The organism is Agromyces sp. NPDC057865 (assembly GCF_042796995.1).
Classification (GTDB): Bacteria; Actinomycetota; Actinomycetes; order Actinomycetales; family Microbacteriaceae; genus Agromyces.
This window is the reverse complement of record NZ_JBHVMJ010000002.1, coordinates 1,016,892-1,038,282: the sequence shown is the minus strand read 5'-3', so window position 1 is coordinate 1,038,282 and position 21,391 is coordinate 1,016,892. Positions and strand designations below refer to the sequence as shown.

The 21,391-nt window shown below is 70.3% G+C and carries 19 protein-coding genes; 14 read left to right on the top strand and 5 right to left on the bottom strand.

What is annotated here, in order from left to right:
- Positions 1 to 8 precede the first annotated feature (8 nt).
- Positions 9 to 221, bottom strand: coding sequence for a hypothetical protein (locus tag ACFVN5_RS12485; protein ID WP_376955504.1), 213 nt, complete (start codon positions 219 to 221; stop codon positions 9 to 11).
- 141 nt (positions 222 to 362) lie between these two features.
- Between ACFVN5_RS12485 and ACFVN5_RS12480 the strand changes: the two genes are divergently transcribed.
- Positions 363 to 821 carry a hypothetical protein gene (locus ACFVN5_RS12480; RefSeq protein WP_376955502.1) on the top strand — a complete coding sequence of 153 codons (459 nt, stop codon included), beginning with the start codon at positions 363 to 365 and terminating at the stop codon, positions 819 to 821.
- On the opposite strand, the gene ACFVN5_RS12475 is transcribed toward ACFVN5_RS12480, so the two are convergent.
- A complete protein-coding gene (locus ACFVN5_RS12475; RefSeq protein WP_376955500.1) occupies positions 770 to 1,534 on the bottom strand; it encodes a CPBP family intramembrane glutamic endopeptidase in 765 nt (254 codons plus the stop codon). The genes ACFVN5_RS12480 and ACFVN5_RS12475 overlap by 52 nt on opposite strands.
- Positions 1,535 to 1,739: 205 nt before the next feature.
- Here ACFVN5_RS12475 and ACFVN5_RS12470 point away from each other — a divergent pair, with 205 nt between their 5' ends.
- The 6 genes from ACFVN5_RS12470 (at position 1,740) to ACFVN5_RS12445 (ending at position 10,397) form a co-directional block, all read left to right on the top strand.
- Positions 1,740 to 3,359, top strand: a complete 1,620-nt coding sequence (locus ACFVN5_RS12470; protein WP_376955499.1) for an ABC transporter substrate-binding protein — start codon at positions 1,740 to 1,742, stop codon at positions 3,357 to 3,359.
- 186 nt (positions 3,360 to 3,545) lie between these two features.
- Positions 3,546 to 4,475: an ABC transporter permease gene (locus ACFVN5_RS12465; RefSeq protein ID WP_376955498.1), complete on the top strand. Its 930-nt coding sequence runs from the start codon at positions 3,546 to 3,548 to the stop codon at positions 4,473 to 4,475.
- Positions 4,465 to 5,421, top strand: coding sequence for an ABC transporter permease (locus tag ACFVN5_RS12460; protein WP_376955497.1), 957 nt, complete (start codon positions 4,465 to 4,467; stop codon positions 5,419 to 5,421). The genes ACFVN5_RS12465 and ACFVN5_RS12460 overlap by 11 nt, the downstream gene beginning before the upstream one ends.
- Entirely contained in the window at positions 5,418 to 7,184 is a 1,767-nt protein-coding gene (locus ACFVN5_RS12455) for a dipeptide ABC transporter ATP-binding protein (RefSeq protein WP_376955496.1), read from the top strand. The genes ACFVN5_RS12460 and ACFVN5_RS12455 overlap by 4 nt, the downstream gene beginning before the upstream one ends.
- 228 nt (positions 7,185 to 7,412) lie before the next feature.
- Complete coding sequence (typA, locus tag ACFVN5_RS12450) at positions 7,413 to 9,317, top strand: translational GTPase TypA (protein WP_376955495.1); 1,905 nt, start codon at positions 7,413 to 7,415, stop codon at positions 9,315 to 9,317.
- A 204-nt stretch (positions 9,318 to 9,521) separates the two neighbouring features.
- On the top strand, positions 9,522 to 10,397 hold the full coding sequence (locus ACFVN5_RS12445; RefSeq protein ID WP_376955493.1) for a M23 family metallopeptidase: 876 nt from the start codon (positions 9,522 to 9,524) through the stop codon (positions 10,395 to 10,397).
- Positions 10,398 to 10,484: 87 nt separating this feature from the next.
- Here the strand turns inward: ACFVN5_RS12445 and ACFVN5_RS12440 are convergent, their stop codons facing one another.
- Complete coding sequence (locus ACFVN5_RS12440; protein ID WP_376955491.1) at positions 10,485 to 11,306, bottom strand: enoyl-CoA hydratase/isomerase family protein; 822 nt, start codon at positions 11,304 to 11,306, stop codon at positions 10,485 to 10,487.
- 157 nt (positions 11,307 to 11,463) lie between these two features.
- Between ACFVN5_RS12440 and ACFVN5_RS12435 the strand changes: the two genes are divergently transcribed.
- The 5 genes from ACFVN5_RS12435 (at position 11,464) to ACFVN5_RS12415 (ending at position 15,255) form a co-directional block, all read left to right on the top strand.
- Positions 11,464 to 11,904, top strand: coding sequence for a hypothetical protein (locus tag ACFVN5_RS12435; protein ID WP_376955490.1), 441 nt, complete (start codon positions 11,464 to 11,466; stop codon positions 11,902 to 11,904).
- Complete coding sequence (locus tag ACFVN5_RS12430; protein ID WP_376955488.1) at positions 11,901 to 12,308, top strand: histidinol dehydrogenase; 408 nt, start codon at positions 11,901 to 11,903, stop codon at positions 12,306 to 12,308. Before ACFVN5_RS12435 ends, ACFVN5_RS12430 begins: the two co-directional genes overlap by 4 nt.
- Before the next feature lie 38 nt (positions 12,309 to 12,346).
- Positions 12,347 to 12,667: a ferredoxin gene (fdxA, locus tag ACFVN5_RS12425; protein ID WP_148734475.1), complete on the top strand. Its 321-nt coding sequence runs from the start codon at positions 12,347 to 12,349 to the stop codon at positions 12,665 to 12,667.
- Between the two features lie 2 nt (positions 12,668 to 12,669).
- The gene (gene dapC / locus ACFVN5_RS12420; protein WP_376955486.1) at positions 12,670 to 13,785 is read left to right on the top strand and encodes a succinyldiaminopimelate transaminase; all 1,116 of its coding nucleotides are present in this window, start codon (positions 12,670 to 12,672) and stop codon (positions 13,783 to 13,785) included.
- Between the two features lie 159 nt (positions 13,786 to 13,944).
- Positions 13,945 to 15,255, top strand: a complete 1,311-nt coding sequence (locus ACFVN5_RS12415) for a citrate synthase (RefSeq protein ID WP_376955485.1) — start codon at positions 13,945 to 13,947, stop codon at positions 15,253 to 15,255.
- A gap of 3 nt (positions 15,256 to 15,258) precedes the next feature.
- Here the strand turns inward: ACFVN5_RS12415 and ACFVN5_RS12410 are convergent, their stop codons facing one another.
- Together ACFVN5_RS12410 and dapD are read right to left on the bottom strand one after the other, a co-directional pair.
- Positions 15,259 to 17,838: a penicillin acylase family protein gene (locus ACFVN5_RS12410; protein WP_376955484.1), complete on the bottom strand. Its 2,580-nt coding sequence runs from the start codon at positions 17,836 to 17,838 to the stop codon at positions 15,259 to 15,261.
- An 84-nt stretch (positions 17,839 to 17,922) separates the two neighbouring features.
- Complete coding sequence (dapD, locus tag ACFVN5_RS12405) at positions 17,923 to 18,882, bottom strand: 2,3,4,5-tetrahydropyridine-2,6-dicarboxylate N-succinyltransferase (protein WP_376955482.1); 960 nt, start codon at positions 18,880 to 18,882, stop codon at positions 17,923 to 17,925.
- A 72-nt stretch (positions 18,883 to 18,954) separates the two neighbouring features.
- Between dapD and dapE the strand changes: the two genes are divergently transcribed.
- Together dapE and ACFVN5_RS12395 are read left to right on the top strand one after the other, a co-directional pair.
- Positions 18,955 to 20,055, top strand: coding sequence for a succinyl-diaminopimelate desuccinylase (dapE, locus tag ACFVN5_RS12400; protein ID WP_376955481.1), 1,101 nt, complete (start codon positions 18,955 to 18,957; stop codon positions 20,053 to 20,055).
- An 11-nt stretch (positions 20,056 to 20,066) separates the two neighbouring features.
- Positions 20,067 to 21,296, top strand: coding sequence for a hypothetical protein (locus ACFVN5_RS12395; protein ID WP_376955480.1), 1,230 nt, complete (start codon positions 20,067 to 20,069; stop codon positions 21,294 to 21,296).
- The last annotated feature ends 95 nt before the right edge of the window (positions 21,297 to 21,391 follow it).

Below are 21,391 nucleotides of genomic sequence, written 5' to 3'. Positions count from 1 at the left end.
GGGCGGCGTCAGGCCGTCGCGGGCCGCTGGGGTGCCGGGCGCGGCGCGACGTGCCGTCCGCGTTCGGTGTAGACGCGGGCTGCGGATGCCGCTACGGCGGCCCTGCTGCGCTCCACGACGCGGCGCTCCGCGTCGTGGATCTCGTCCTCGGTCGCCCGGAATCGGCGGTCGGTGGTGCGTGCGGAGAGGCCGCCCGCGGCGATGGCGTGTGCGAGGTCCATGGTCCTTCGTTCCCTTCGGCGCGAGGGGAGTCGGTTCGCGCCCAGACCATGCTCGCGATGCGCGCGACGCGACGGATCCGGGCGGTCCCGATGGTCGCCCCCGGGAGTACACTGAGGTTCTCTCGAAGAGGGGGTTGCGCAATGATCTCCGCCGACCTGATCGGAGTGCTGGGCACGCTCGCGTTCGCGGGCCTCTTCGTCGGGAGCTCGATGCTCGCCGGCCGGGGCTTCGGGCTCGAACAGCGAGCCGGACTCCTCGAGCGACGCGACCCGGGCACGGCCGAGGCGCTGCGCCGCGCCCAGTCGTTCACCGACTACTCGAGCAGCACCGTCTTCGGCGGCGAGGGGTTCTCGGCCGTCTGCTCGCCGAGCCGGCGCAGCTGGCACGACATGGCGCGCGTGCGCGCGACCGACTCCGACCTCCGCGTCGAGGTGCCCGAGGAGTCGCTGCCGCCCATGCCCGCGACGGTCGTGGCCCTCGCGCGCAGCGAGCACGTGCCGCAGGCGCCGCGCACGCGGCATCCGTCGCCCGTCGCGCCGCAGGCCGCTCAGGCCGGGGGAGCGAAGAGCTCGGGCCACCAGCCCACCGCGAGCGGATAGCCCACGAACGACACGATGTCGAGGATCCAGTGCGCGATGACGAGCGGCATCGTGCGACCCCATCGCGAGTAGACCCACCCGAACACGACGCCCATCGCGACGTTGCCGACGAACGGCCCGAACCCCTGGTAGAGGTGGTAGGTGCCGCGCAGCACGGCGCTCGAGAGGATCGTCGCCCAGCGGCCCACGCCGAGCTCGCGGAACCGCGTGAACAGGTAGCCGACGACGATGATCTCCTCGGTGAGCGCGGCCTCCAGCGCGCGGAACACGAGCATGGGCACCGTCCACCAGAACCAGTCGACCGGTGAGGTCTGCACCGCGACCGTGACGCCGAGCGCCCGGCCGATCGCGTAGAGCGCGAGCCCGGGGACGCCGATGACGGCGACGAGCAGCAGGCCGGATGCCGCGTCGCGCCCCGGCCGGGTCAGGTCGAAGCCGATGCGGCGGAACGGGCTCAGACCCGGCTGCCACAGCAGGTAGAGCACGAGCGCGACCGCGAACAGCCCGAAGAAGACGTCGAGGAACTGGTACGTGAAGTCGAGCCACTCCCGGCTCGAACGCGACGGATTCAGCGCGACGGACTGGTCGCCGAGCGCCCGTTCCTCGGTCAGCTTGGCGATCAGGGAGACGATCGAGTACACCGCCGACGCCCCCAAGCTGAGACCGAGGACGATCACGACCTCGATCCGGAGGCGGCGCCGGGGGGTTGACATGCGGTTATCCTCGCATGTCAACCCCCCATGCAAGATTCGTGCGTGCTGACAGCGGTTTCCGCTTCCGGACCGGGCGCTACATTGCGCGTCGGTAACGGTTTCCTCTGGAGTTTGATTCCACAGGAAGCGATACATAACCTCGATCTATCCCAGCGCACCACGCGGCCATAAGTCGTGCGTCTGCGCTCATCTCACAGGAGGAACATTGAAGATCAAGAGAATCGGCGTCGCCGCCATTGCTCTTGCTGCAGCCGGCGCACTCGCGCTCACTGGCTGCACGAGCGGCTCGCCCGAGTCGACCGGCGGTGCCGGCAGCTCGACCGCGGTCATCACGACCAACGGCTCGGAGCCGCAGAACCCGCTGGTTCCCACCAACACCAACGAGACCGGTGGTGGCAAGATCCTCGACGCGATCTTCGCGGGCCTCGTCTACTACGACGCCGACGGTGCTCCGCACAACGACATGGCGGAGTCGATCGAGACCGAGGACGCGCAGAACTACACGATCAAGATCAAGGCCGACCAGAAGTTCTCGAACGGCGAGCCGGTGACGGCGAACTCGTTCGTCGACGCCTGGAACTACGGCGCGCTCCTCTCGAACGAGCAGCTCTCGAGCTACTTCTTCGAGTCGATCGAGGGCTTCAGCTACGACGAGGACTCGGAGCTCACGGGCCTCGCGGTCGTCGACGACCTGACCTTCACGGTCAAGCTCAAGCAGCCCGAGTCGGACTTCCCGCTGCGCCTCGGCTACTCGGCGTTCTTCCCGCTCCCCGAGTCGGCCTTCGAGGACATCGCCGCGTTCGGTGAGAACCCGGTCGGCAACGGCCCGTACATGCTCGACGGCGAAGGCGCCTGGAAGCACAACGAGAAGATCGACCTCGTCGTGAACCCCGACTACGACGGCCCCCGTGTCGCGCAGAACGGCGGACTCGACATCATCTTCTACGCCACGCAGGAAGCGGCGTACGCCGACCTCCAGGGCGGCAACCTCGACGTGCTCGACGCCATCCCCGACGGCGCGCTCTCGACCTTCCAGGACGAGTTCGGCGACCGCTCGGTCACGCAGGCCGCGGCGATCTTCCAGTCGTTCACGATCCCGGCGCGTCTCCCGCACTTCGACGGCGAGGAGGGCAACCTCCGTCGCGCCGCGATCTCGAAGGCGATCAACCGCGAGGAGATCACCGACGTGATCTTCTCGGGCACCCGCACCCCGGCGCACGACTTCACGTCGCCCGTCATCGACGGCTACTCGGAGGACATCCCCGGCTCCGACGTGCTCGACTTCGACGCCGACGCCGCGAAGGACCTGTGGGCCCAGGCTGACGCCATCTCCCCGTGGAGCGGCTCCTTCCAGATCGCGTACAACGCCGACGGCGGCCACCAGGCCTGGGTCGACGCAGTCGCGAACCAGCTGAAGAACAACCTCGGCATCGACGCGTCGGGCGCTCCGTACCCGACCTTCGCCGAGGTCCGCACCGCGATCACCGACCGCACCATCCAGACCGCGTTCCGCACCGGTTGGCAGGCCGATTACCCGGCCCTGTTCAACTTCCTCGGCCCGATCTACGCGACCGGCGCCGGCTCGAACGACGGTGACTACTCGAACGCCGACTTCGACGCGCTCCTCAAGGAGGGTCTCGCCGAGACCGACCTCGAGAAGGCCAACGAGAAGTTCCAGCAGGCTCAGGAGATCCTCTTCAAGGACCTCCCCGCGATCCCGCTGTGGTACTCGACGGTCAACGGTGCCTGGGGCCAGACGGTCGAGAACGTCCAGTTCGGCTGGAACTCGGTCCCGCTGTACTACGAGGTGACCAAGAGCGAGTAATTCTCGTTCAGGGGTGACTCGGGGTTAGACTCTGAGGCGCCCGTGGGGCGGCAGTCGAATCGACTGCCGCCCCACTCCCACGTATCCCCGGTGCCCGGCCGATCGGCGTAGCATCGTGTGGACGAACTTCCAAACGGTGAGGTTTCTTTCAACATGTCAACATCCACGAACAGCGGGGCCTGATCAATGGCCGGCTACATCGTGCGCCGACTGCTTCAGGCGATCCCTGTCCTGCTCGGCACCACCTTCCTGATCTACTTCATGGTCTTCGCAATGCCGGGAGACCCGATCGTCGCCCTGTTCGGCGACAAGACCCCGCCCCCGCAGGTCATCGAGCAGCTGCGCGAGCGCTACCACCTGGACCAGCCGTTCATCGTCCAGTACTTCATCTTCCTCGGCAACATCTTCCGCGGAGACCTCGGCACCTCGTTCTCGGGCCAGCCCGTCTCGGAGATCCTGGCGGCGACCTTCCCCGTCACGCTCCGCCTCGCGGTGCTCGCCATCTTCTTCGAGATGATCGCCGGCATCTCGGTGGGCCTCATCTCGGGCCTCCGCAAGGGCGGCATCTTCGACGCGAGCGCGCTCGTCGTGAGCCTCATCCTGATCTCGCTGCCGATCTTCGTGGTCGCGTTCGTCGCGCAGTACATCTTCGGCATCCAACTCGGCTGGTTCAGAACCACCGTGGGCGTCGGAGCCCCGACGCAGGACCTGATATTGCCAGCGCTGGTGCTGGCGACGATCAGCTTCGCGCAGATCACCCGACTGACGAGGGCGTCGGTCATCGACACGGACACGCAGGACTTCGTTCGCACCGCCGCGAGCAAGGGCCTGTCGCGCACCCGCATCGTGCCCGTGCACATCCTGCGCAACTCGCTCATCCCCGTCGTCACCTATCTCGCCGTCGACTTCGGCGTGCTGATGGTCGGCGCGACGGTCACGGAGGGCATCTTCAACGTGCCCGGCGTCGGCCGCACCCTCTACCAGGCGATCATCCGCGGAGAGGGACCCACCGTCGTCTCCTTCGTGACCGTCATGGTGCTGATCTACCTCGTGGTGAACCTGCTGGTGGATCTGCTGTACGCCGTTCTCGACCCGAGGATCCGCTATGCCAAGTAACACCACCAGACCCGATCAGCAGCACTTCGTCGCGCCGATCGAGGAGACCCCGCTCGTCGCGATCGACAAGGTCCAGACCGAGGGCAAGCCCTCGAACCTCTGGCGCGACGCCTGGAACGACGTGCGCAAGCGCCCGATGTTCTGGATCTCCTCGGCGCTCATCGTGCTCGTCGTGATCGTCGCGCTCTTCCCGGGCCTGTTCACGCAGGTCCCGCCGAACAACGACTGCCAGCTGGCGAACAGCAACGGCGCGCCCACCGATGGCCACCCGCTCGGCTTCACGAAGCAGGGCTGCGACATCTACTCGCGCATCATCCACGGCACGTCGACGTCGCTCTCGGTCGGCATCATCGTGACCGTGCTGGTCTTCGTGCTCGGCATCGTCTTCGGCGCCTTCGCGGGCTTCTACGGCGGCTGGATCGACTCGGTCCTCTCGCGCCTCGGCGACATCTTCTTCTCGATCCCCTACATCCTCGCGGCCGTGGTCATCATGTCGGTGTTCTCGCAGTACGCGAACGTGTGGGTGATCTCGCTCGCCATCGGCATATTCGCGTGGCCGGCGACAGCACGTGTGCTGAGAGCCGAGATCCTCAGGGTGAAGAACGCCGACTTCGTCATGGCGGCCACCGCCCTCGGCGTCTCGCGGTTCCGCATCCTGGTGCGCCACGTGCTCCCGAACTCGATCGCGCCCGTCATCGTCATCACGACGATCTCGCTCGCGTCGGCGATCGTCGCGGAGGCGACGCTGTCGTTCCTCGGCGTCGGACTGCCCTCGTCCACCATGTCGTGGGGCAACGACATCAGCGCCGCGCAGACCGACCTCCGCACGGCGCCGCAGGTGCTCATCCTCCCGTCCATCGCGCTGTCGATCACCGTGCTGAGCTTCATCATGCTCGGCGAGGTCATCCGTGACGCGCTCGACCCGAAGGCGAGGGCGCAGCGATGACCGAGATCGTCAACACCGACGTCCAGCAGACCAGCGTCGACACCGGCGAGCGTCCCCTCCTCGAGATCAAGGACCTCCAGGTCGGCTTCAACACCCAGGACGGCCTCGTGAAGGCCGTGGACGGCGTGAACATCACGCTCTACCGCGGCCAGAGCCTCGCCATCGTGGGCGAGTCGGGTTCGGGCAAGTCGACGACCGCGCACGCGATCATCAACCTGCTCCCCGGCACCGGCCACATCTCCGGCGGCCAGATCCTCCTCGACGGCCAGGACCTCACCAAGGCGTCGAAGAAGGAGATGGAGTCGATCCGCGGTCGCAAGATCGGCTTCGTCCCCCAGGACCCGATGTCCAACCTCAACCCGGTGTGGTCGATCGGCTTCCAGGTCGAGGAGGCCATCAAGGCGAACGGCATCGCGACCGGGCGCAAGGAGGTCAAGAAGCGCGCGATCGAGGTGCTGAAGCAGGCCGGCCTGCAGGACGCGGACCGGCGCCTGAAGCAGTTCCCGCACCAGTTCTCGGGCGGCATGCGCCAGCGCGTGCTCATCGGCATGGGCCTCGCTGCCGACCCGCAGCTGCTCATCGCCGACGAGCCCACCTCGGCGCTCGACGTCACGGTGCAGCGCGTGATCCTCGACCACCTCGAGTCGCTCACCCGGGAGCTCGGCACGACCCTGCTGTTCATCACGCACGACCTCGGCCTCGCGGCCGAGCGCGCCGAGCAGCTCGTGGTCATGTACAAGGGCCGCGTGGTGGAGTCGGGTCCGTCGGCACAGATCCTTCAGAACCCGCAGCACCCCTACACGCAGCGCCTCGTGGCGGCGGCCCCGAGCCTCGCCTCGCGTCGCATCCAGGCGTCGGGCAGCATCGCGGCGGCCGAGTCGTCGATGGCCGCGGACGCCTCCTCGGCGGCCGGCGACACCATCGACCTCATCGCCACGGCCGAGGCCCGCGCCGAGGCGCTCGAGGCCGCGGCATCCGCCCCGCCCGCGATCGTCGTCGAGAACCTCACGAAGGTCTTCAAGATCCGCGGCTCGGGCGACTTCACGGCGGTCGACGACGTCTCGTTCCAGATCGCGAAGGGCACCACCACGGCGCTCGTCGGCGAGTCGGGATCGGGCAAGTCGACCGTGGCGAAGATGCTGCTGAAGCTCGAGGACGCCACGAGCGGCAAGATCGTGGTCGGCGGCAAGGACCTGGCGAGCGTCACCGGCAAGGAGCTCTTCGACCTCCGCAGCCGGATGCAGCCCGTCTTCCAGGACCCGTACGGCTCGCTGAACCCGCTGCGCAACATCGGCAACACCATCTCTGAGCCGCTGTTCACGCACAAGGTCGGCACTCGCGCCTCACGCCGCGAGCGCGTGTTCGAGCTGCTCGACCAGGTGTCGCTCCCGCGCACCCTCATCAGCCGCTACCCGAACGAGCTGTCGGGCGGACAGCGCCAGCGCATCGCCATCGCGCGCGCGCTCGCGCTGAAGCCCCAGATCGTGGTGCTCGACGAGGCCGTGTCGGCGCTCGACGTGCTCGTGCAGGCCCAGATCCTGCGCCTGCTCGCCGACCTGCAGGCCGAGCTCGGGCTCACCTACCTGTTCATCACCCACGACCTCGCGGTGGTGCGCGTCATCGCCGACCACGTGTGCGTGATGCAGCGCGGCAAGATCGTGGAGAAGGCGACCACCGACGAGGTGTTCGACAACCCCAAGGAGCAGTACACCCGCGACCTGCTCGCGGCGATCCCCGGGGCCGGCATCCAGCTCGGCGCCTAGTCACGCGACGACCGGAACGCCCGGCATCCGCTCATCCGGATGCCGGGCGTTCGGCGTTCCCAGCCGAACCCGCGCCGCGCACGGTAGGATTGGATGGCGCGCGCCGCGCTTCGGCGCCGCGCCATCCCACCGACCTCCACACACAGCGCTTCCGCGCTGCCGTCGTGCCGCCCGCCCAGGGCTGCGCCGGTGCCATGTGACGACACGTACCCCACTGAGGACCCACCAATGGCCAACGCCACCCGCAACGACCTGCGCAACGTCGCGATCGTCGCCCACGTCGACCACGGCAAGACGACCCTCGTCGACGCCATGCTCAAGCAGACCAACTCGTTCGCCGAGCACGCGCACGTCGACGAGCGCGCGATGGACTCGAACGAGCTCGAGCGCGAGAAGGGCATCACGATCCTCGCGAAGAACACCGCGGTCGAGTACCGCGGTGCGCACGCGAACGGCGGCGCCGTGACCATCAACGTGATCGACACCCCGGGCCACGCCGACTTCGGCGGCGAGGTCGAGCGCGGCCTCTCGATGGTCGACGGCGTGGTGCTCCTCGTCGACGCGAGCGAGGGTCCGCTGCCGCAGACGCGCTTCGTGCTGCGAAAGGCGCTCGAGGCCCGCCTCCCGGTGATCCTGCTCGTCAACAAGACCGACCGGCCCGACGCGCGCATCGACGAGGTCGTCGCCGAGAGCCAGGACCTGCTCCTCGGCCTCGCGAGCGACCTCGCCGACGACGTCCCCGACCTCGACCTCGACGCGATCCTCGACGTGCCCGTCGTCTACGCGTCGGGCAAGGCCGGCCGCGCCTCGAGCACGAAGCCGGCCAACGGCAGCCTGCCCGACAGCGACGACCTCGAACCGCTCTTCGCGGCGATCCTCGAGCACGTTCCCGCGCCGACCTACGACGACGAGGCGCCGCTGCAGGCGTGGGTGACGAACCTCGACGCGTCGCCGTTCCTCGGCCGCCTCGCGCTGCTGCGCGTCTTCAACGGCACCATCCGCAAGGGCCAGACGGTCGCGTGGGTGCGCCACGACGGCTCGCACTCGAACGTGCGCATCACCGAGCTCCTGAAGACGAAGGCGCTCGAGCGCTTCCCCGCCGAGGATGCGGGCCCCGGCGACATCATCGCCGTCGCGGGCATCGAGGACATCACGATCGGCGAGACCCTCGCCGACTCCGAGGACGTGCGCCCGCTGCCGGCGATCCACGTCGACGACCCCGCGATCTCGATGACGATCGGCACGAACACGTCGCCCATCGTCGGCAAGGTCAAGGGCCACAAGCTCACCGCGCGCATGGTGAAGGACCGCCTCGACCGCGAGCTGGTCGGCAACGTGTCGCTGAAGGTGGTCGACATCGGCCGCCCCGACGCGTGGGAGGTGCAGGGCCGCGGCGAGCTCGCGCTCGCGATCCTCGTCGAGCAGATGCGCCGCGAGGGCTTCGAGCTCACGGTCGGCAAGCCGCAGGTGGTCACCCGCACCGTCGACGGCAAGGTGCACGAGCCCTTCGAGCACCTCACGATCGACGCGCCCGAGGAGTACCTCGGTGCGATCACGCAGCTCCTCGCTGCGCGCAAGGGCCGCATGGACAACATGGCGAACCACGGCACGGGCTGGGTCCGCATGGAGTTCATCGTGCCGAGCCGCGGGCTCATCGGGTTCCGCACCGAGTTCCTCACCATCACGCGCGGCACCGGCATCGCGAACGCGATCTCGCACGGCTACGACGAGTGGGCCGGCGCCATCATGACGCGCAACAACGGCTCCATCGTGGCCGACCGCGCCGGCGTGGTCACGCCGTTCGCCATCATCGCGCTCCAGGAGCGGATGACCTTCTTCGTGAACCCCACGGAGGAGGTCTACGAGGGCATGGTCATCGGCGAGAACTCGCGCAGCGACGACATGGACGTGAACATCACGAAGGAGAAGAAGCTCACGAACATGCGTTCGTCGACGGCCGACACCTTCGAGTCGATGACGCCCTCGCGCCAGCTCACGCTCGAGGAGTGCCTCGAGTTCGCCCGCGAGGACGAGTGCGTCGAGGTCACGCCCGAGAAGGTGCGCATCCGCAAGGTCGAGCTCGACCAGACGGCGCGTGCCCGCGCGGCGTCGCGCCTGAAGAAGCAGGGCTAGCACGCCCGGACGAAGGACGCCCGGGGGAGTACCTCGGGCGTCCTTCGGCGTCTCCGGCGGGGCCAACCATTTGAATCGTTTCGGGAAAGCGTTCTCAGGGCTTTCCCAGATAACGGTTCGATAACGGAGGAACCTCCCAGACTCGGTGCGTACGGTAGGCGAGATTGTCTCAACGCCCCCGAACCCGAATACATAACGCACTGCATGACTCCCCCCAAGCACGGCCGTCGAGCCGCCTCAACGCCCCCTGTCCGCTTCACCACCCGCAGCACCCGAGCGACCCGTGAGTCCGCCGCACGCTCCAGCGAGCGTCGCGAGGCCGCGGCAGCCACGGCCTCGACGCCGACGACCCGTCCCGACGGCCGTCGGCGGTCGCTCCGCCCGGCCGTCTCGGTGCTCGCGATGTCGTTCGTCGGCGGCATGATGATCGCCACGAGCGTGCCGGCGCTCGCCATCAGCGCGACCGACGCCGAGCCGCGCGCCTCGGTCTACGCCCCCGTCGACGACACGATCTCGCTCGACCCGCAGACGCTCGACGTCGCGAGCGAGGCCGTGCTCGAGCCCATGATGCCCGGCGGCTACTCGGTCGAGGCGGCTCCGCCGCCCATCACGAGCGAGGTCGCCGGCCTCGGCTCGGTCTCGGTCCTCGAGTCCGGCCGCATCGTCTGGCCGGTCGTCGACTGGTCGAAGCGCGCCTCGGGCTTCGGCCCCCGCGAAGCGCCCTGCGACGGCTGCTCGACGTATCACGACGGCGTCGACTTCAACCCCGGCAACGGCACGCCCGTCATGTCGGTCGCCGACGGTGTCGTCGTGCTCGCCACCGAGGACGGCGGCGGGCTCGGCGTGAACGTCGAGGTGCAGCACAACATCGGCGGCGAGCTCATCACGACCTCGTACGGCCACATGCAGTACGGCTCGCTCCAGGTGTCAGAGGGCCAGCAGATCACCGCCGGCCAGCAGATCGGCCTCGTCGGCACCACCGGCCAGTCGACCGGTCCGCACCTGCACCTCGAGATGTTCGGCGCCGACGGCGTCCGCTTCGACGGGTTCGCCTGGCTCTCCGGACACGTCAACGCCTGACGAGTACCGCGGATGCCGCGGGGCGGGCGTGCGTGCGCCCGCCCCGCGCTGCACCCGGAGGCGTTGCCGCCGTGACGCCCTGACGTCTCAGGCGCCCCCGAATCGCGGCTCGCGCTTCTCGAGGAACGCGGCGACGCCCTCACGCATGTCGTCCGTGCGGAATGCGTCCTCGAACGCGCCGACCTCGAGGTCGCTCGCGACCTCGGTGGGCTGACCGGCCGCCTCGACGAGCACGCGCTTGGCGATGCCGACCGCGGTGGGGGAGTTCGTCGCGATCAGGTCGATCGTCGCGCGGGCTCCGTCGAGGAGCGCCGCGCGGTCGGCGAAGCTGCGGGCGACGAGGCCCGAGTCGAGCGCCTCGTCGATCCCGATCCGCCGTCCGGAGTAGATGAGCTCCTTCGCGCGTGCGAGGCCCACCGCCCGCGGCAACCGCACGGTGCCGCCGAAGCCGGGGATGAGGCCGAGCTTCACCTCGGGCTGGCCGAACGTCGAGGCATCCGTCGCGTAGATGAGGTCGCACGCGAGCGCCATCTCGAGCCCGCCGCCGAGCGCGTAGCCGTCGACGCAGGCGATGACCGGTGCCGGGAGCGCCTCGATCGCGGCCGCGGCCCGGTGCCCGCGACGCGAGAGCTCGGCGGCCTCCTCGGGCGTCAGCGCGGTCATGGCGCGGATGTCCGCCCCGGCGACGAACGCCCGCCCGCCCTCGCCGACGAGCAGGACGCCGCGGATCTCCGGCACCTCGTCGGCCAGCGCCGTGAACGCGGCCTCGAGCTCCTCGAGCACCGACGCCGAGAGCGCGTTGAGCGCGGCGGGCCGGTCGATCACGACGATCGCGACGTTCGCATCGCGTTCCACGCGCACCGCCCGCTCGCCGTCGCCCCCGGTCGCTGCAGCATCCGACATCGTCATCGTGTCCTCTCCGGCGGCGCCGGCGCCGCGCCTCACCCACGCTACGGCATCGTCGCGCCCGAGCGCCGGGCGATAGACTCCGAGCGAGCGGATGCCGCGGCTCCGCGCCGCGCACACGGCTCGCCCTCCGCCATCGACTGCCACCGAGGAGTCCGCCATGTCGACCCCGACCCGCACACGTGCCGCGATCGCCCTCGCGATCGCCGGCGTCACCGCGTCGCTCCTGACCGGCTGCAATCCCGTCGACGCCGTGCAGCAGGGCGTCGAGGACGCCATCGAGAGCGCGACCGGCGGCGACGTCAGCCTCGGCGAGCTGCCCGAGGGCTTCCCCGAGTCGGTTCCCCTGATCGACGGCGAGATCGCGATCGGCGCCGGGGGATCGGCCGAGGGCACGGAGGGCTGGGTCGTCACCGTCACGTCCGACGCCGCCGATCCGGTGGCCGATGCGGTGGCCGCCCTCGAGGGCGCCGGATTCACCAAGGACGAGTCGATCGCGACCGGTGGCGTGGGCGCCGAGTTCTACTCCGACGGCGAGTACTCCGTGCTGCTCGTCGGGCAGGGATCGTCGGTCGTCTACACCGTGACTCCGGTGCAGTGAACGACCAGCAGAGCCCGACGCTGCTCGCGCGCGTCGGCACGTACGCCCTCGCCTTCCTCATCGGCGTGATCTACGGCGCGGTCGCCACGGTCGGGCATCGGCAGAGCTTCCGCATCGGCGACGTCGAGGTCCCCTGGGGCCTCGTGCTCGCCCTCGTCGGCGTCTTCGCGCTCCTCCTCGGCATCCGGCTCGTGGCCGGCGGTCGCTGGGCCGCCGCGGCCGCCGGCGCCGGCATCGTGGGGATCGTCGCGCTGCTCACGCTGCCCGGCCCCGGCGGCTCCGTGCTCGTCGCCGGCGACCTCGTCGGCACCATCTGGGCGGTCGGACCGGCACTCATCGCCGTGCTCGTCGTCGCGTGGCCGAGCCTGCCCGCGCGACGCACCGCCGTCGCCGACGGCGCATAGACTGGTATCCCAGCCATCCGAGAGGACAGCGAGTCACCGTGACCTATGTCATCGCCCTGCCGTGTGTCGACGTCAAGGACCGGGCCTGCATCGACGAGTGCCCCGTCGACTGCATCTACGAGGGTGAACGCTCGCTGTACATCCACCCCGACGAGTGCGTCGACTGCGGCGCCTGCGAGCCCGTGTGCCCCGTCGAGGCGATCTACTACGAAGACGACCTCCCTGAGGAGTGGGCCGACTACTACAAGGCCAACGTCGAGTTCTTCGACGAGGTCGGCTCGCCGGGTGGCGCTGCGAAGGTCGGCGTGATCCCCAAGGACCACCCGATCATCGCCGCCCTGCCTCCGCAGGGCCACTGAGCATGGCGCGAGGCGACCTGCCCGACTACCCCTGGGACCTCATGGGCCCCTACCGCGACCGGGCCGAGTCGCACCCCGGCGGCATCGTCGACCTGTCGATCGGCTCGCCCGTCGACCCCACCCCCGTGATCGTGCGCGAGGCGCTCGCCGTCGCCACCGACGCGCATGCGTACCCGACCACCGTCGGCACGGCCGAGTTGCGCGCCGAGATCGTGCGCTGGTTCGAGCGGCGCCGCGGCGTGCCCGGGCTCACCGAGGCGAACGTGCTGCCCACGATCGGCTCGAAGGAGCTCGTCGCGCTGCTGCCGTTCCTGCTCGGCCTCGGCGAGGGCGACATCGTCGTGCACCCGCGCGCGGCGTACCCCAGCTACGAGATGGGCGCGGTGCTCGTCGGCGCGACCGCCATGGCTGCCGACGACCCGGCCGACTGGCCCGTCGGCGCGCGGCTGATCTGGCTGAACAGCCCCGGCAACCCCGACGGGGGCGTGCTCACGATCGAGGAGCTCCGCGCCGCCCGCGCCCGCGCCCGCGAGCTCGGCGCCGTCATCGTCGGCGACGAGTGCTACGCCGAGCTCGGCTGGGAGGGCCGCTGGGCCGACGAGCCCGTGCCGAGCCTCCTCGACCCGGCCGTCACCGACGGCGACCGGCGCGACACCCTCGTCATCTACTCGCTCTCGAAGCAGTCGAACATGGCCGGCTACCGCGCAGCGTTCATGGCCGGGTGCCGCACGCTCATCGAGCGCATCACCAGCGTGCGCAAGCACGCGGGGCTCATGCTGCCGCAGCCGCTCCAGCACGCGATGGTCGCGGCCCTCGGCGACGAGGTGCACGTCGCGGAGCAGAAGGAGCGGTACCGGGCGCGCCGCGGCATCCTGAAGTCGGCCCTCGAGGACGCCGGGTTCCGCATCGACCGCAGCGAGGCCGGGCTCTACCTCTGGGCGACCGAGGGTCGCGATGCGTGGGACAGCCTGGGCCGCCTCGCCGATCTCGGCATCCTGGGCGGGCCCGGGCACTTCTACGGGGTGCACTTCCCCGAGCACGTGCGGCTCTCGCTCACGGCGAGCGACGAGCGCATCTCCGCGGCCGCGGAGCGGCTCCAGGCGGTCGCCTCGGGGTGAGCCGAGGCAACCCTGTGTGTACCCCCAACGGAAGCCCTGATCTCTTGGCGGATGCCACAGTGTGCCGCGAGCACGTCTAGGCTGTATTCGGATCCGCGGCCCTTCGGCCCCCAATTCGGAAAGCAGGTGACCGCGAACGTGACGATCACAGGAGGCGCCGTGAGCGACGTCGTGACCCCGGCGAGCGGGCAGAACCCCCAGGCCGCCACCCTGTCCTTCCCGGGCGGCACCGCGGAGTTCCCGATCCGCACGGCCGTCGACGGCAACTCGAGCATCGACCTGTCGACCCTCACCCGCCAGACCGGCCTCACCGCGCTCGACTACGGCTTCGTCAACACCGCGTCGACCCAGTCGAAGATCACCTACATCGACGGCGAGCAGGGCATCCTGCGCTACCGCGGATTCCCGATCGAGCAGCTCGCCGAGCACTCCACGTACCTCGAGGTGGCGTGGCTGCTCATCTACGGCAGCCTGCCGACGACCGACCAGCTCGGCGAGTTCGACGAGAAGATCCGCCGGCACACGCTGCTGCACGAGGACCTCAAGCGGTTCTTCTCCGCGCTCCCGCACACCGCGCACCCGATGGCCGTGCTCTCGAGCGCGGTCTCCGCACTCTCGACCTACTACGAGGACTCGTCGGACCCCCACGACCTCGACGACGTCGAGCTCACGATGGTGCGCCTGCTCGCGAAGCTTCCCGTCATCGCCGCCTATGCGCACAAGAAGAGCATCGGCCAGGCGTTCCTCTACCCCGACAACTCGCTGAGCTTCGTCGACAACTTCCTTCGGCTCAACTTCGGCAACATGGCCGAGCCGTACGCGATCGACCCGGTGCTCTCGAAGGCGCTCGACCGGCTGCTCATCCTCCACGAGGACCACGAGCAGAACGCGTCCACGTCGACCGTGCGCCTCGTCGGCTCCACCGGTGCCAACCTCTACGCGTCGATCTCCGCCGGCATCCAGGCGCTCTCGGGCCCGCTCCACGGCGGCGCGAACGAGGCCGTGCTGCAGATGCTCGCGCGCATCCGCGACTCCGGCGAGGGCGTCGCGAAGTTCGTCGAGCGTGTCAAGCGCAAGGAGGACGGCGTCAAGCTCATGGGCTTCGGCCACCGGGTCTACAAGAACTACGACCCGCGCGCAAGGCTCGTGAAGGAGTCGGCCGACGAGGTCCTCGAGGGCCTCGGCGTCAACGACCCGCTGCTCGACCTCGCGAAGGAGCTCGAGCAGATCGCGCTCGAGGACGACTACTTCAAGGAGCGTCGCCTCTACCCGAACGTGGACTTCTACACGGGCGTGATCTACAAGGCGATGGGCTTCCCCACGCGCATGTTCACCGTGCTGTTCGCGATCGGCCGCCTGCCCGGCTGGATGGCGCACTGGCGCGAGATGAACCTCGACCCGCAGACGAAGATCGGCCGCCCTCAGCAGCTGTACGTGGGCGAGCCGGCGCGCGGCTACCCCTCGGCCTGAACCTCAGCCCCCGGCCGGCTGCAGCTGCAGCGTGTCGCTTGCGGCCTCGCGCACGGCGTCCATGGTGAACGGCCACTCGCGCGTCTCGCCGTCCTGCCAGAGCGGAGCCTGGTCGGCGTAGTGGGGGTGGAACGCGTGCCCCGACGCGCCCGTGAGGTTGACCCACCGTGACGCGTCGAGGTCGTCGAGGTCGACGATCATGCGCATCGACGGCACCCAGTCCACGCCGTACCCGATGCTCGCGTCCCAGCCGATCGCGTTCACGATCGACGAGCCGCCGCCGACCTCGTACGGCCCGCGGTTGAACAGCCACTCGATCGGGCCGATGCCCGACTGCCCGAAGCTCTGGTTGGTCAGCGTGAGCGTGTGCAGGAGGCCCCAGCGCCACCGGTCGGGGTCGGCGCCCATGCGGTTGGACGACTCGTCCCACGCGTCGTCGAGGGCCTGCGCGAGCATGGCGTCGCGACCGGCGACGCCCTGGTCCTCGTTCGTCCACCAGCGTGCATCGGGCTCGTCGAGCAGCCCGTCGACCACGCCGTACCAGCGGTCGCCGCCCACGGGCCGGGTCGGCTCGGGCAGCGAGCCGAACATGTCGTCGAGGAGGTTGCGCCAGAACACCGCGAAGTACGCGGCCTGGCCGCTGTCGACGTCGGCGCGGCCGTCCCAGCCGTCGAGCAGGTCGGCGCCGCGCGCCGCGTCGCCCTCGAGCGACAGCTCTGCGATGACGGGCAGGATCGCCGCGGCGTTCAGATCCGCGGTGTCGAGCTGCATCTCGGCGAGGTCGTCCGCGGTGAGCTTCTCGCCGTCGGCGATGCGCTCCTGCAGCATCCGCTCGATCGTCTCGGCCCGGTAGCCGAGGTCCCAGTCCTGGGTGAGCACGGGCCCGTCGCGGCTGACGGGGTTGTTGGCGGTGATGATCCACCCGCGGTCGGGGTTGAGCATCGAGGGCAGCTGGTCGAAGGGCACCATGCCGCTCCAGCCGTTGTCGCTCGTCCAGCCGGGCATGGGCACGGTGCCGTCGCCCGAGCGCCGGATCGGGATGGAGCCGGGCGCCTGGTAGCCGATGTTGCCGTCGACGTCGGCGTAGACGAGGTTCTGCGCGGGCACGTCGAACAGGTCGGCCGCGGCGCGGAAGGCGGCCCAGTCCTTGGCGCGGTTCAGCGCGAAGATGGAGGCGGCGGTGGTGCCCGGGGTCAGGGCCGTCCACTGGAGCGACAGCTCGTACCGGCCGTCGGGGGCGCCGGATGCCGCGGGGTACTCGGCCGCGATCTCGCCGAAGTCCGAGCCGATGTCGGTCACGATCGGCCCACGCGCCGTGGAGCGCACCGTGATGGTGACGGGATCGCCCCCGGCCACGTCGATGGTCTCCTCGCGGAGCGTGAGCGGCACGGCCTGCCCGTCGAGCTGGTAGGTGTCGCCGTCGACCTTCTCGAGGTAGAGGTCGGCCACGTCGGGCCCGAGGTTGGTGAAGCCCCAGGCGATGCGCTGGTTGTGGCCGATGATCACGCCCGGCAGGCCCGAGAACGTGTAGCCCGCGACGTCGAAGTCGCAGTCCTCACGGAGTTCGGCGCAGTGCAGGCCCATCTGCGTCCAGATGGAGGGCATCGCGGGCCCGAGGTGCGGGTCGTTGGCCAGGAGCGGCATCCCCGACTCGGTGAGCGCGCCGGAGACGACCCACGAGTTCGAGCCGAGCTCGCCGCCGTCGGGCCCGAGCAGCTCGGGCACGTCGTCGAGCAGCGCCGCGAGCGACGACAGGGGCGCGGCGATCGCCGCGGCCGTCTCGGGGTCGAGGGTCGAGGGCGAAGCGGATGCCCCGTCGGGCAGCGCCTCGGCGTCGAGGCCCGCCGGAGCCGCCTCGGCCGGCATCCCCTTCATGATGGTCGGCATCGAGTCCCACGCGAATCCGGGGTGCAGCCGAGCGACCTCCTCGGCGGGCAGCTCGCTCGCGAGGAGCGCGCGGTCGACCTCGTCGACGAGGTTGGACCGGAGGTCCCAGGCCATGGCCTTGAGCCACGCGATGGAGTCGACGGGTGTCCACGGCTCGGGCGTGTAGCCCGGGTTCTGCAGGCCCAGCAGGGCGTACTCGAGGGAGAGGTCGGCACCGGAGCGCTCCTCGAGGTACGCGTTGACGCCCTGGGCGTAGGCCTCGTAGTAGCCGCGCGTGGCCGGGTCGAGCAGCGAGTACTCCTGCTCGGCGATGCCGCGCCAGTCGAGCGTGCGCACGAACGCGTCGGTGGCGACCTGCGACTCGCCGAAGAGCTCCGCAACGCGCCCGGCCGTCACGTGCCGGCGGAAGTCCATCTCCCAGAACCGGTCCTGCGCGTGCACGTAGCCCTGCGCGAGGAAGAGGTCGTGGTCGGTCTCGGCGACGAGCTGCGGGATGCCGGCGTCGTCGCGGTAGACCGTCACCGCGGCCGTGAGGCCCGGCACCTCGAGGCGGCCGCTCGTGGTCGGGAAGGAGCGCTGCACCGTCCACCAGCCGAGGCCCGCCGCGGCGACCACGAGCACGAGCACCGCGATGAGCAGGCCCGTCAGGAACGCGAGTCCCCGATGCCGGTGGGTCCTGGGTGCGTCGGTCCCCACGTCACTCCTTCGTGATGCGCACGGCGACGGCCGCCGACCGGCGGCCTGAGGACCCCACTGTAGTCGACGTCGCCGTGCGTCGCGTCAGGCGTGCAGCGCGGCGTTCAGGGCGACCCCGTCGCCCGTGCGCGAGAGCACCTCGACCTGGCCGTTGAGGGAGTTGCGGCGGAACAGCAGGTTCGGCACGCCCGAGAGCTCGAGGGCCTTCACGGTGCGGCCGGCCTCGCCCGCGCCGCCCACGACGACCACCTTCGTGCCCGCCGTGACGTAGAGCCCCGCCTCGACGACGGAGTCGTCGCCGATGGAGATGCCGATGCCCGAGTTCGCCCCGAGCAGGGCGCGCTCGCCGATCGCGACGCGCTGCGTGCCGCCGCCCGAGAGGGTGCCCATGATGGACGCGCCGCCGCCGATGTCGCTGCCGTCGCCGACCACGACGCCCTGCGAGATCCGGCCCTCCACCATCGACGTGCCGAGGGTGCCGGCGTTGAAGTTCACGAAGCCCTCGTGCATCACGGTGGTGCCGGGCGCGAGGTGGGCGCCGAGGCGCACGCGCGAGGCATCCGCGATGCGCACGCGCTCGGGCACGACGTAGTCGAGCAGGCGCGGGAACTTGTCGACCCCGGTGGCGTGGATGCCGTCGCGCTGCAGGGCGGGCCGCAGCCGGGCGAAGTCGGTCGGATGCACCGGGCCCGCGTTCGTCCACACGACCGCGGGCAGGTGGCCGAACACGCCGTCGAGGTTGACCTCGTTGGGCCGCACGACGAGGTGCGACAGCAGGTGCAGGCGCAGGTAGGCGTCGGACGTGCCCGCGGGCGGCGCGTCGAGGTCGATCACGACGGTGACGGGCTCCACCGACACGGCGCGGCGTTCGTCGCGCTCGGCGAGCGCTCGCAGCTCGACCGGCACGGGCGATCCGTCGTCGAGGCCGAGCGCGGGCGACGGGTACCACGTGTCGAGCACGGTCCCGTCGGCGGCGACCGTCGCCAGGCCGTGACCCCAGGCGGTGCGGGCAGGGGAGGAGGCGGCGTCGTTCGTGGCGGGCATGACTCCAGCGTATCCGCGGGCCGCCCGCCCGCGGCATCCGTGACGCACGTGGTCGCTCCGTAGACTCGGAGCATGCCTGCTGACGCCTCGCCCCGGCCCGTGCTCGACCTCACCGCAGACTCGGTGGCCATCACGCAGGCGATCTGCGACGTTCCCAGCGTCTCGGGCGACGAGACGCTGCTCGCCGACCTCGTCGTCGAGGCCCTCGCGGATGCCGCGCACCTCGAGCTCATCCGCGACGGCGACACCGTGGTCGCCCGCACGAACCTCGGCCGGGAGCGCCGCGTCGTGATCGCGGGTCACCTCGACACCGTGCCGATCAACCGCAACCTGCCGACCCGGTTCGAGACGGTCGACGGCGAGCGCTACCTCTGGGGTCGCGGCACGGTGGACATGAAGGGCGGCGTCGCGGTGCAGCTGAAGCTCGCTTCGGAGCTCGCGGATCCCGCGTACGACATCACGTGGATGTGGTACGACCACGAGGAGGTCTCCGCCGAGCTCAACGGCCTCGGACGCCTCGCGCGCAACCGGCCCGACCTGTTCACGGGCGACTTCGCGATCCTGGGCGAGCCGTCGAACTCCCGCGTCGAGGGCGGCTGCAACGGCAACCTCCGGGTCGAGCTGCGCGCCTACGGCGTGCGCGCGCACTCGGCGCGCAGCTGGGTCGGCGACAACGCCGTGCACAAGCTCGCGCCCGCGCTCGAGCGGCTCGCCGCCTACGAGGCCGAGACCGTCGAGGTCGACGGGCTCGCCTACCGCGAGGGACTGAACGCCGTGGGCGTCTCGGGCGGCATCGCGGGCAACGTGATCCCCGACGAGGCCATGCTGCACGTGAACTACCGCTTCGCGCCGAGCCGCACGGTGGCCGAGGCGATCGAGATCGTGCGCGACCTGTTCCCCGAGTACGAGCTCACGGTCGTCGACGAGGCGGAGGGCGCCCGGCCGGGCCTCGACGCCGAGTTCGCGCAGCGGTTCGTGGCCGCGGTGGGCGGGCCGGCGCATCCGAAGTACGGCTGGACGGACGTCGCGCGGTTCAGCGCGATGGGCGTCCCCGCCGTGAACTTCGGGCCGGGCGACCCGCTGAAGGCCCACGCCGACGACGAGCGCGTCGCGACCGACCAGATCCTGCAGTGCGAGCGCGCGCTGCGGTCGTGGCTCAGCGGCGCGGCCTGAGCGGGGCCGCCGTGACGAGCACGCCGATCGAGCGGGAGCGCGATCCGTTCCGCGCCACCCGGTCGTCGCCGCGCGTTCGGTGGCGACTGCTGCCGTGGTGGGCGAAGGTCGCGATCGTCTACGCCGCGTCCCGCGTCGTCACCACGGTCATCGTGCTGTCGCTCGCGAGCGTGCAGGGCCCGAACCCGTGGACGCCGGCCAAGCCCGGGTACTTCGAGTACGCGAACATGTGGGACGCGCTCTGGTACCAGCTCATCTGGCTGGGCGGCTACCCGTCGACCCTGCCGCTCACCGCCGAGGGGCACGTCGGCGAGAACGCGTGGGCGTTCCTCCCGGTCTACCCGGCGCTCGTCGGCTCGCTCACGTGGCTCGCCGTGCCGTGGAACGTCGCGTCGGTGCTCGTCTCGGTGGCCGCCGGGCTCGGGACCGCGCTCGTGTTCCACCGGCTCATGTCGCGCTTCCTCGAGCCCGATCGCGCCCTGTTCGCGGTCGTGCTGTTCTGCGTCGCGCCCGTCGCGCCGATCATGCAGTTCGGCTATGCCGAGTCGCTCGGATTCCTCTGGCTGGCGCTCGCGCTCCTGCTGCTCGTCGACCGTCGCTACGGCTGGCTCTTCCCGGTGGTGCTCGCGTGGTCGTTCACGCGCCCCGGCGCGCTCGCGTTCGCGCTGGCGCTGGTCCTGCATTGGGCGTGGCGGTGGTTCCGCCGCGACACGGAGCCGTTCTCCGTGCGCGAACGCGTGCTCGCGGCATCCGCGGCCGTGTTCTCGGGGCTCGCGGGCCTCGCCTGGATCGCCATCGCCGGGATCGCGACCGGCGACCTCATGGCCTACTTCGACACGGAGCTCGCGTGGCGCTCGGCGTACATCGGGTACCGCGAGCTCGTGCCGTTCACGGCGTGGTTCCTGTCGGGGGAGTGGTGGCTGCAGCAGCCGATGGGCACCATCGCGGTCATCGCGCTCATCCTCGCCTTCGCCCTGTTCCTGGCCTCCCCGGCGGTCCGGCGCCTCGGGATCGACATCCGGTTCTGGTCGATCAGCTACGCGCTCTACCTGCTGGCCGTGTTCTTCCCGCAGTCGAGCACGTTCCGCATCCTCGCGCCGCTCTTCCCGCTGCTCGGCGCGCTCGCCCTGCCACGGTCCAAGTGGTACCGCTGGGGACTCGTCGTGCTCTTCCTGCTGCTCCAGGTCGGCTGGCTCCTCATCTGCTGGGGCGTCGACGGGCGCGACTGGACCCCGCCGTGATGCGTGCGCACATCTCCTGATGAGCGGTGGAATCGAGCGTGCGGATGCCGCGTCGCGCGCGCTCGGGGCGTTGGAAGCGTTGTCCACAAGCCGGC

What these genes read in the sequence shown, in the direction of transcription:
- ACFVN5_RS12485 (WP_376955504.1), bottom strand. Translation starts at nt 221, where the DNA reads ATGGACCTCGCACACGCCATCGCCGCGGGCGGCCTCTCCGCACGCACC.
- ACFVN5_RS12480 (WP_376955502.1), top strand. Translation starts at nt 363, where the DNA reads ATGATCTCCGCCGACCTGATCGGAGTGCTGGGCACGCTCGCGTTCGCG.
- ACFVN5_RS12475 (WP_376955500.1), bottom strand. Translation starts at nt 1,534, where the DNA reads ATGTCAACCCCCCGGCGCCGCCTCCGGATCGAGGTCGTGATCGTCCTC.
- ACFVN5_RS12465 (WP_376955498.1), top strand. Translation starts at nt 3,546, where the DNA reads ATGGCCGGCTACATCGTGCGCCGACTGCTTCAGGCGATCCCTGTCCTG.
- ACFVN5_RS12460 (WP_376955497.1), top strand. Translation starts at nt 4,465, where the DNA reads ATGCCAAGTAACACCACCAGACCCGATCAGCAGCACTTCGTCGCGCCG.
- ACFVN5_RS12455 (WP_376955496.1), top strand. Translation starts at nt 5,418, where the DNA reads ATGACCGAGATCGTCAACACCGACGTCCAGCAGACCAGCGTCGACACC.
- typA (WP_376955495.1), top strand. Translation starts at nt 7,413, where the DNA reads ATGGCCAACGCCACCCGCAACGACCTGCGCAACGTCGCGATCGTCGCC.
- ACFVN5_RS12445 (WP_376955493.1), top strand. Translation starts at nt 9,522, where the DNA reads ATGACTCCCCCCAAGCACGGCCGTCGAGCCGCCTCAACGCCCCCTGTC.
- ACFVN5_RS12440 (WP_376955491.1), bottom strand. Translation starts at nt 11,306, where the DNA reads ATGACGATGTCGGATGCTGCAGCGACCGGGGGCGACGGCGAGCGGGCG.
- ACFVN5_RS12435 (WP_376955490.1), top strand. Translation starts at nt 11,464, where the DNA reads ATGTCGACCCCGACCCGCACACGTGCCGCGATCGCCCTCGCGATCGCC.
- dapC (WP_376955486.1), top strand. Translation starts at nt 12,670, where the DNA reads ATGGCGCGAGGCGACCTGCCCGACTACCCCTGGGACCTCATGGGCCCC.
- dapD (WP_376955482.1), bottom strand. Translation starts at nt 18,882, where the DNA reads ATGCCCGCCACGAACGACGCCGCCTCCTCCCCTGCCCGCACCGCCTGG.
- dapE (WP_376955481.1), top strand. Translation starts at nt 18,955, where the DNA reads ATGCCTGCTGACGCCTCGCCCCGGCCCGTGCTCGACCTCACCGCAGAC.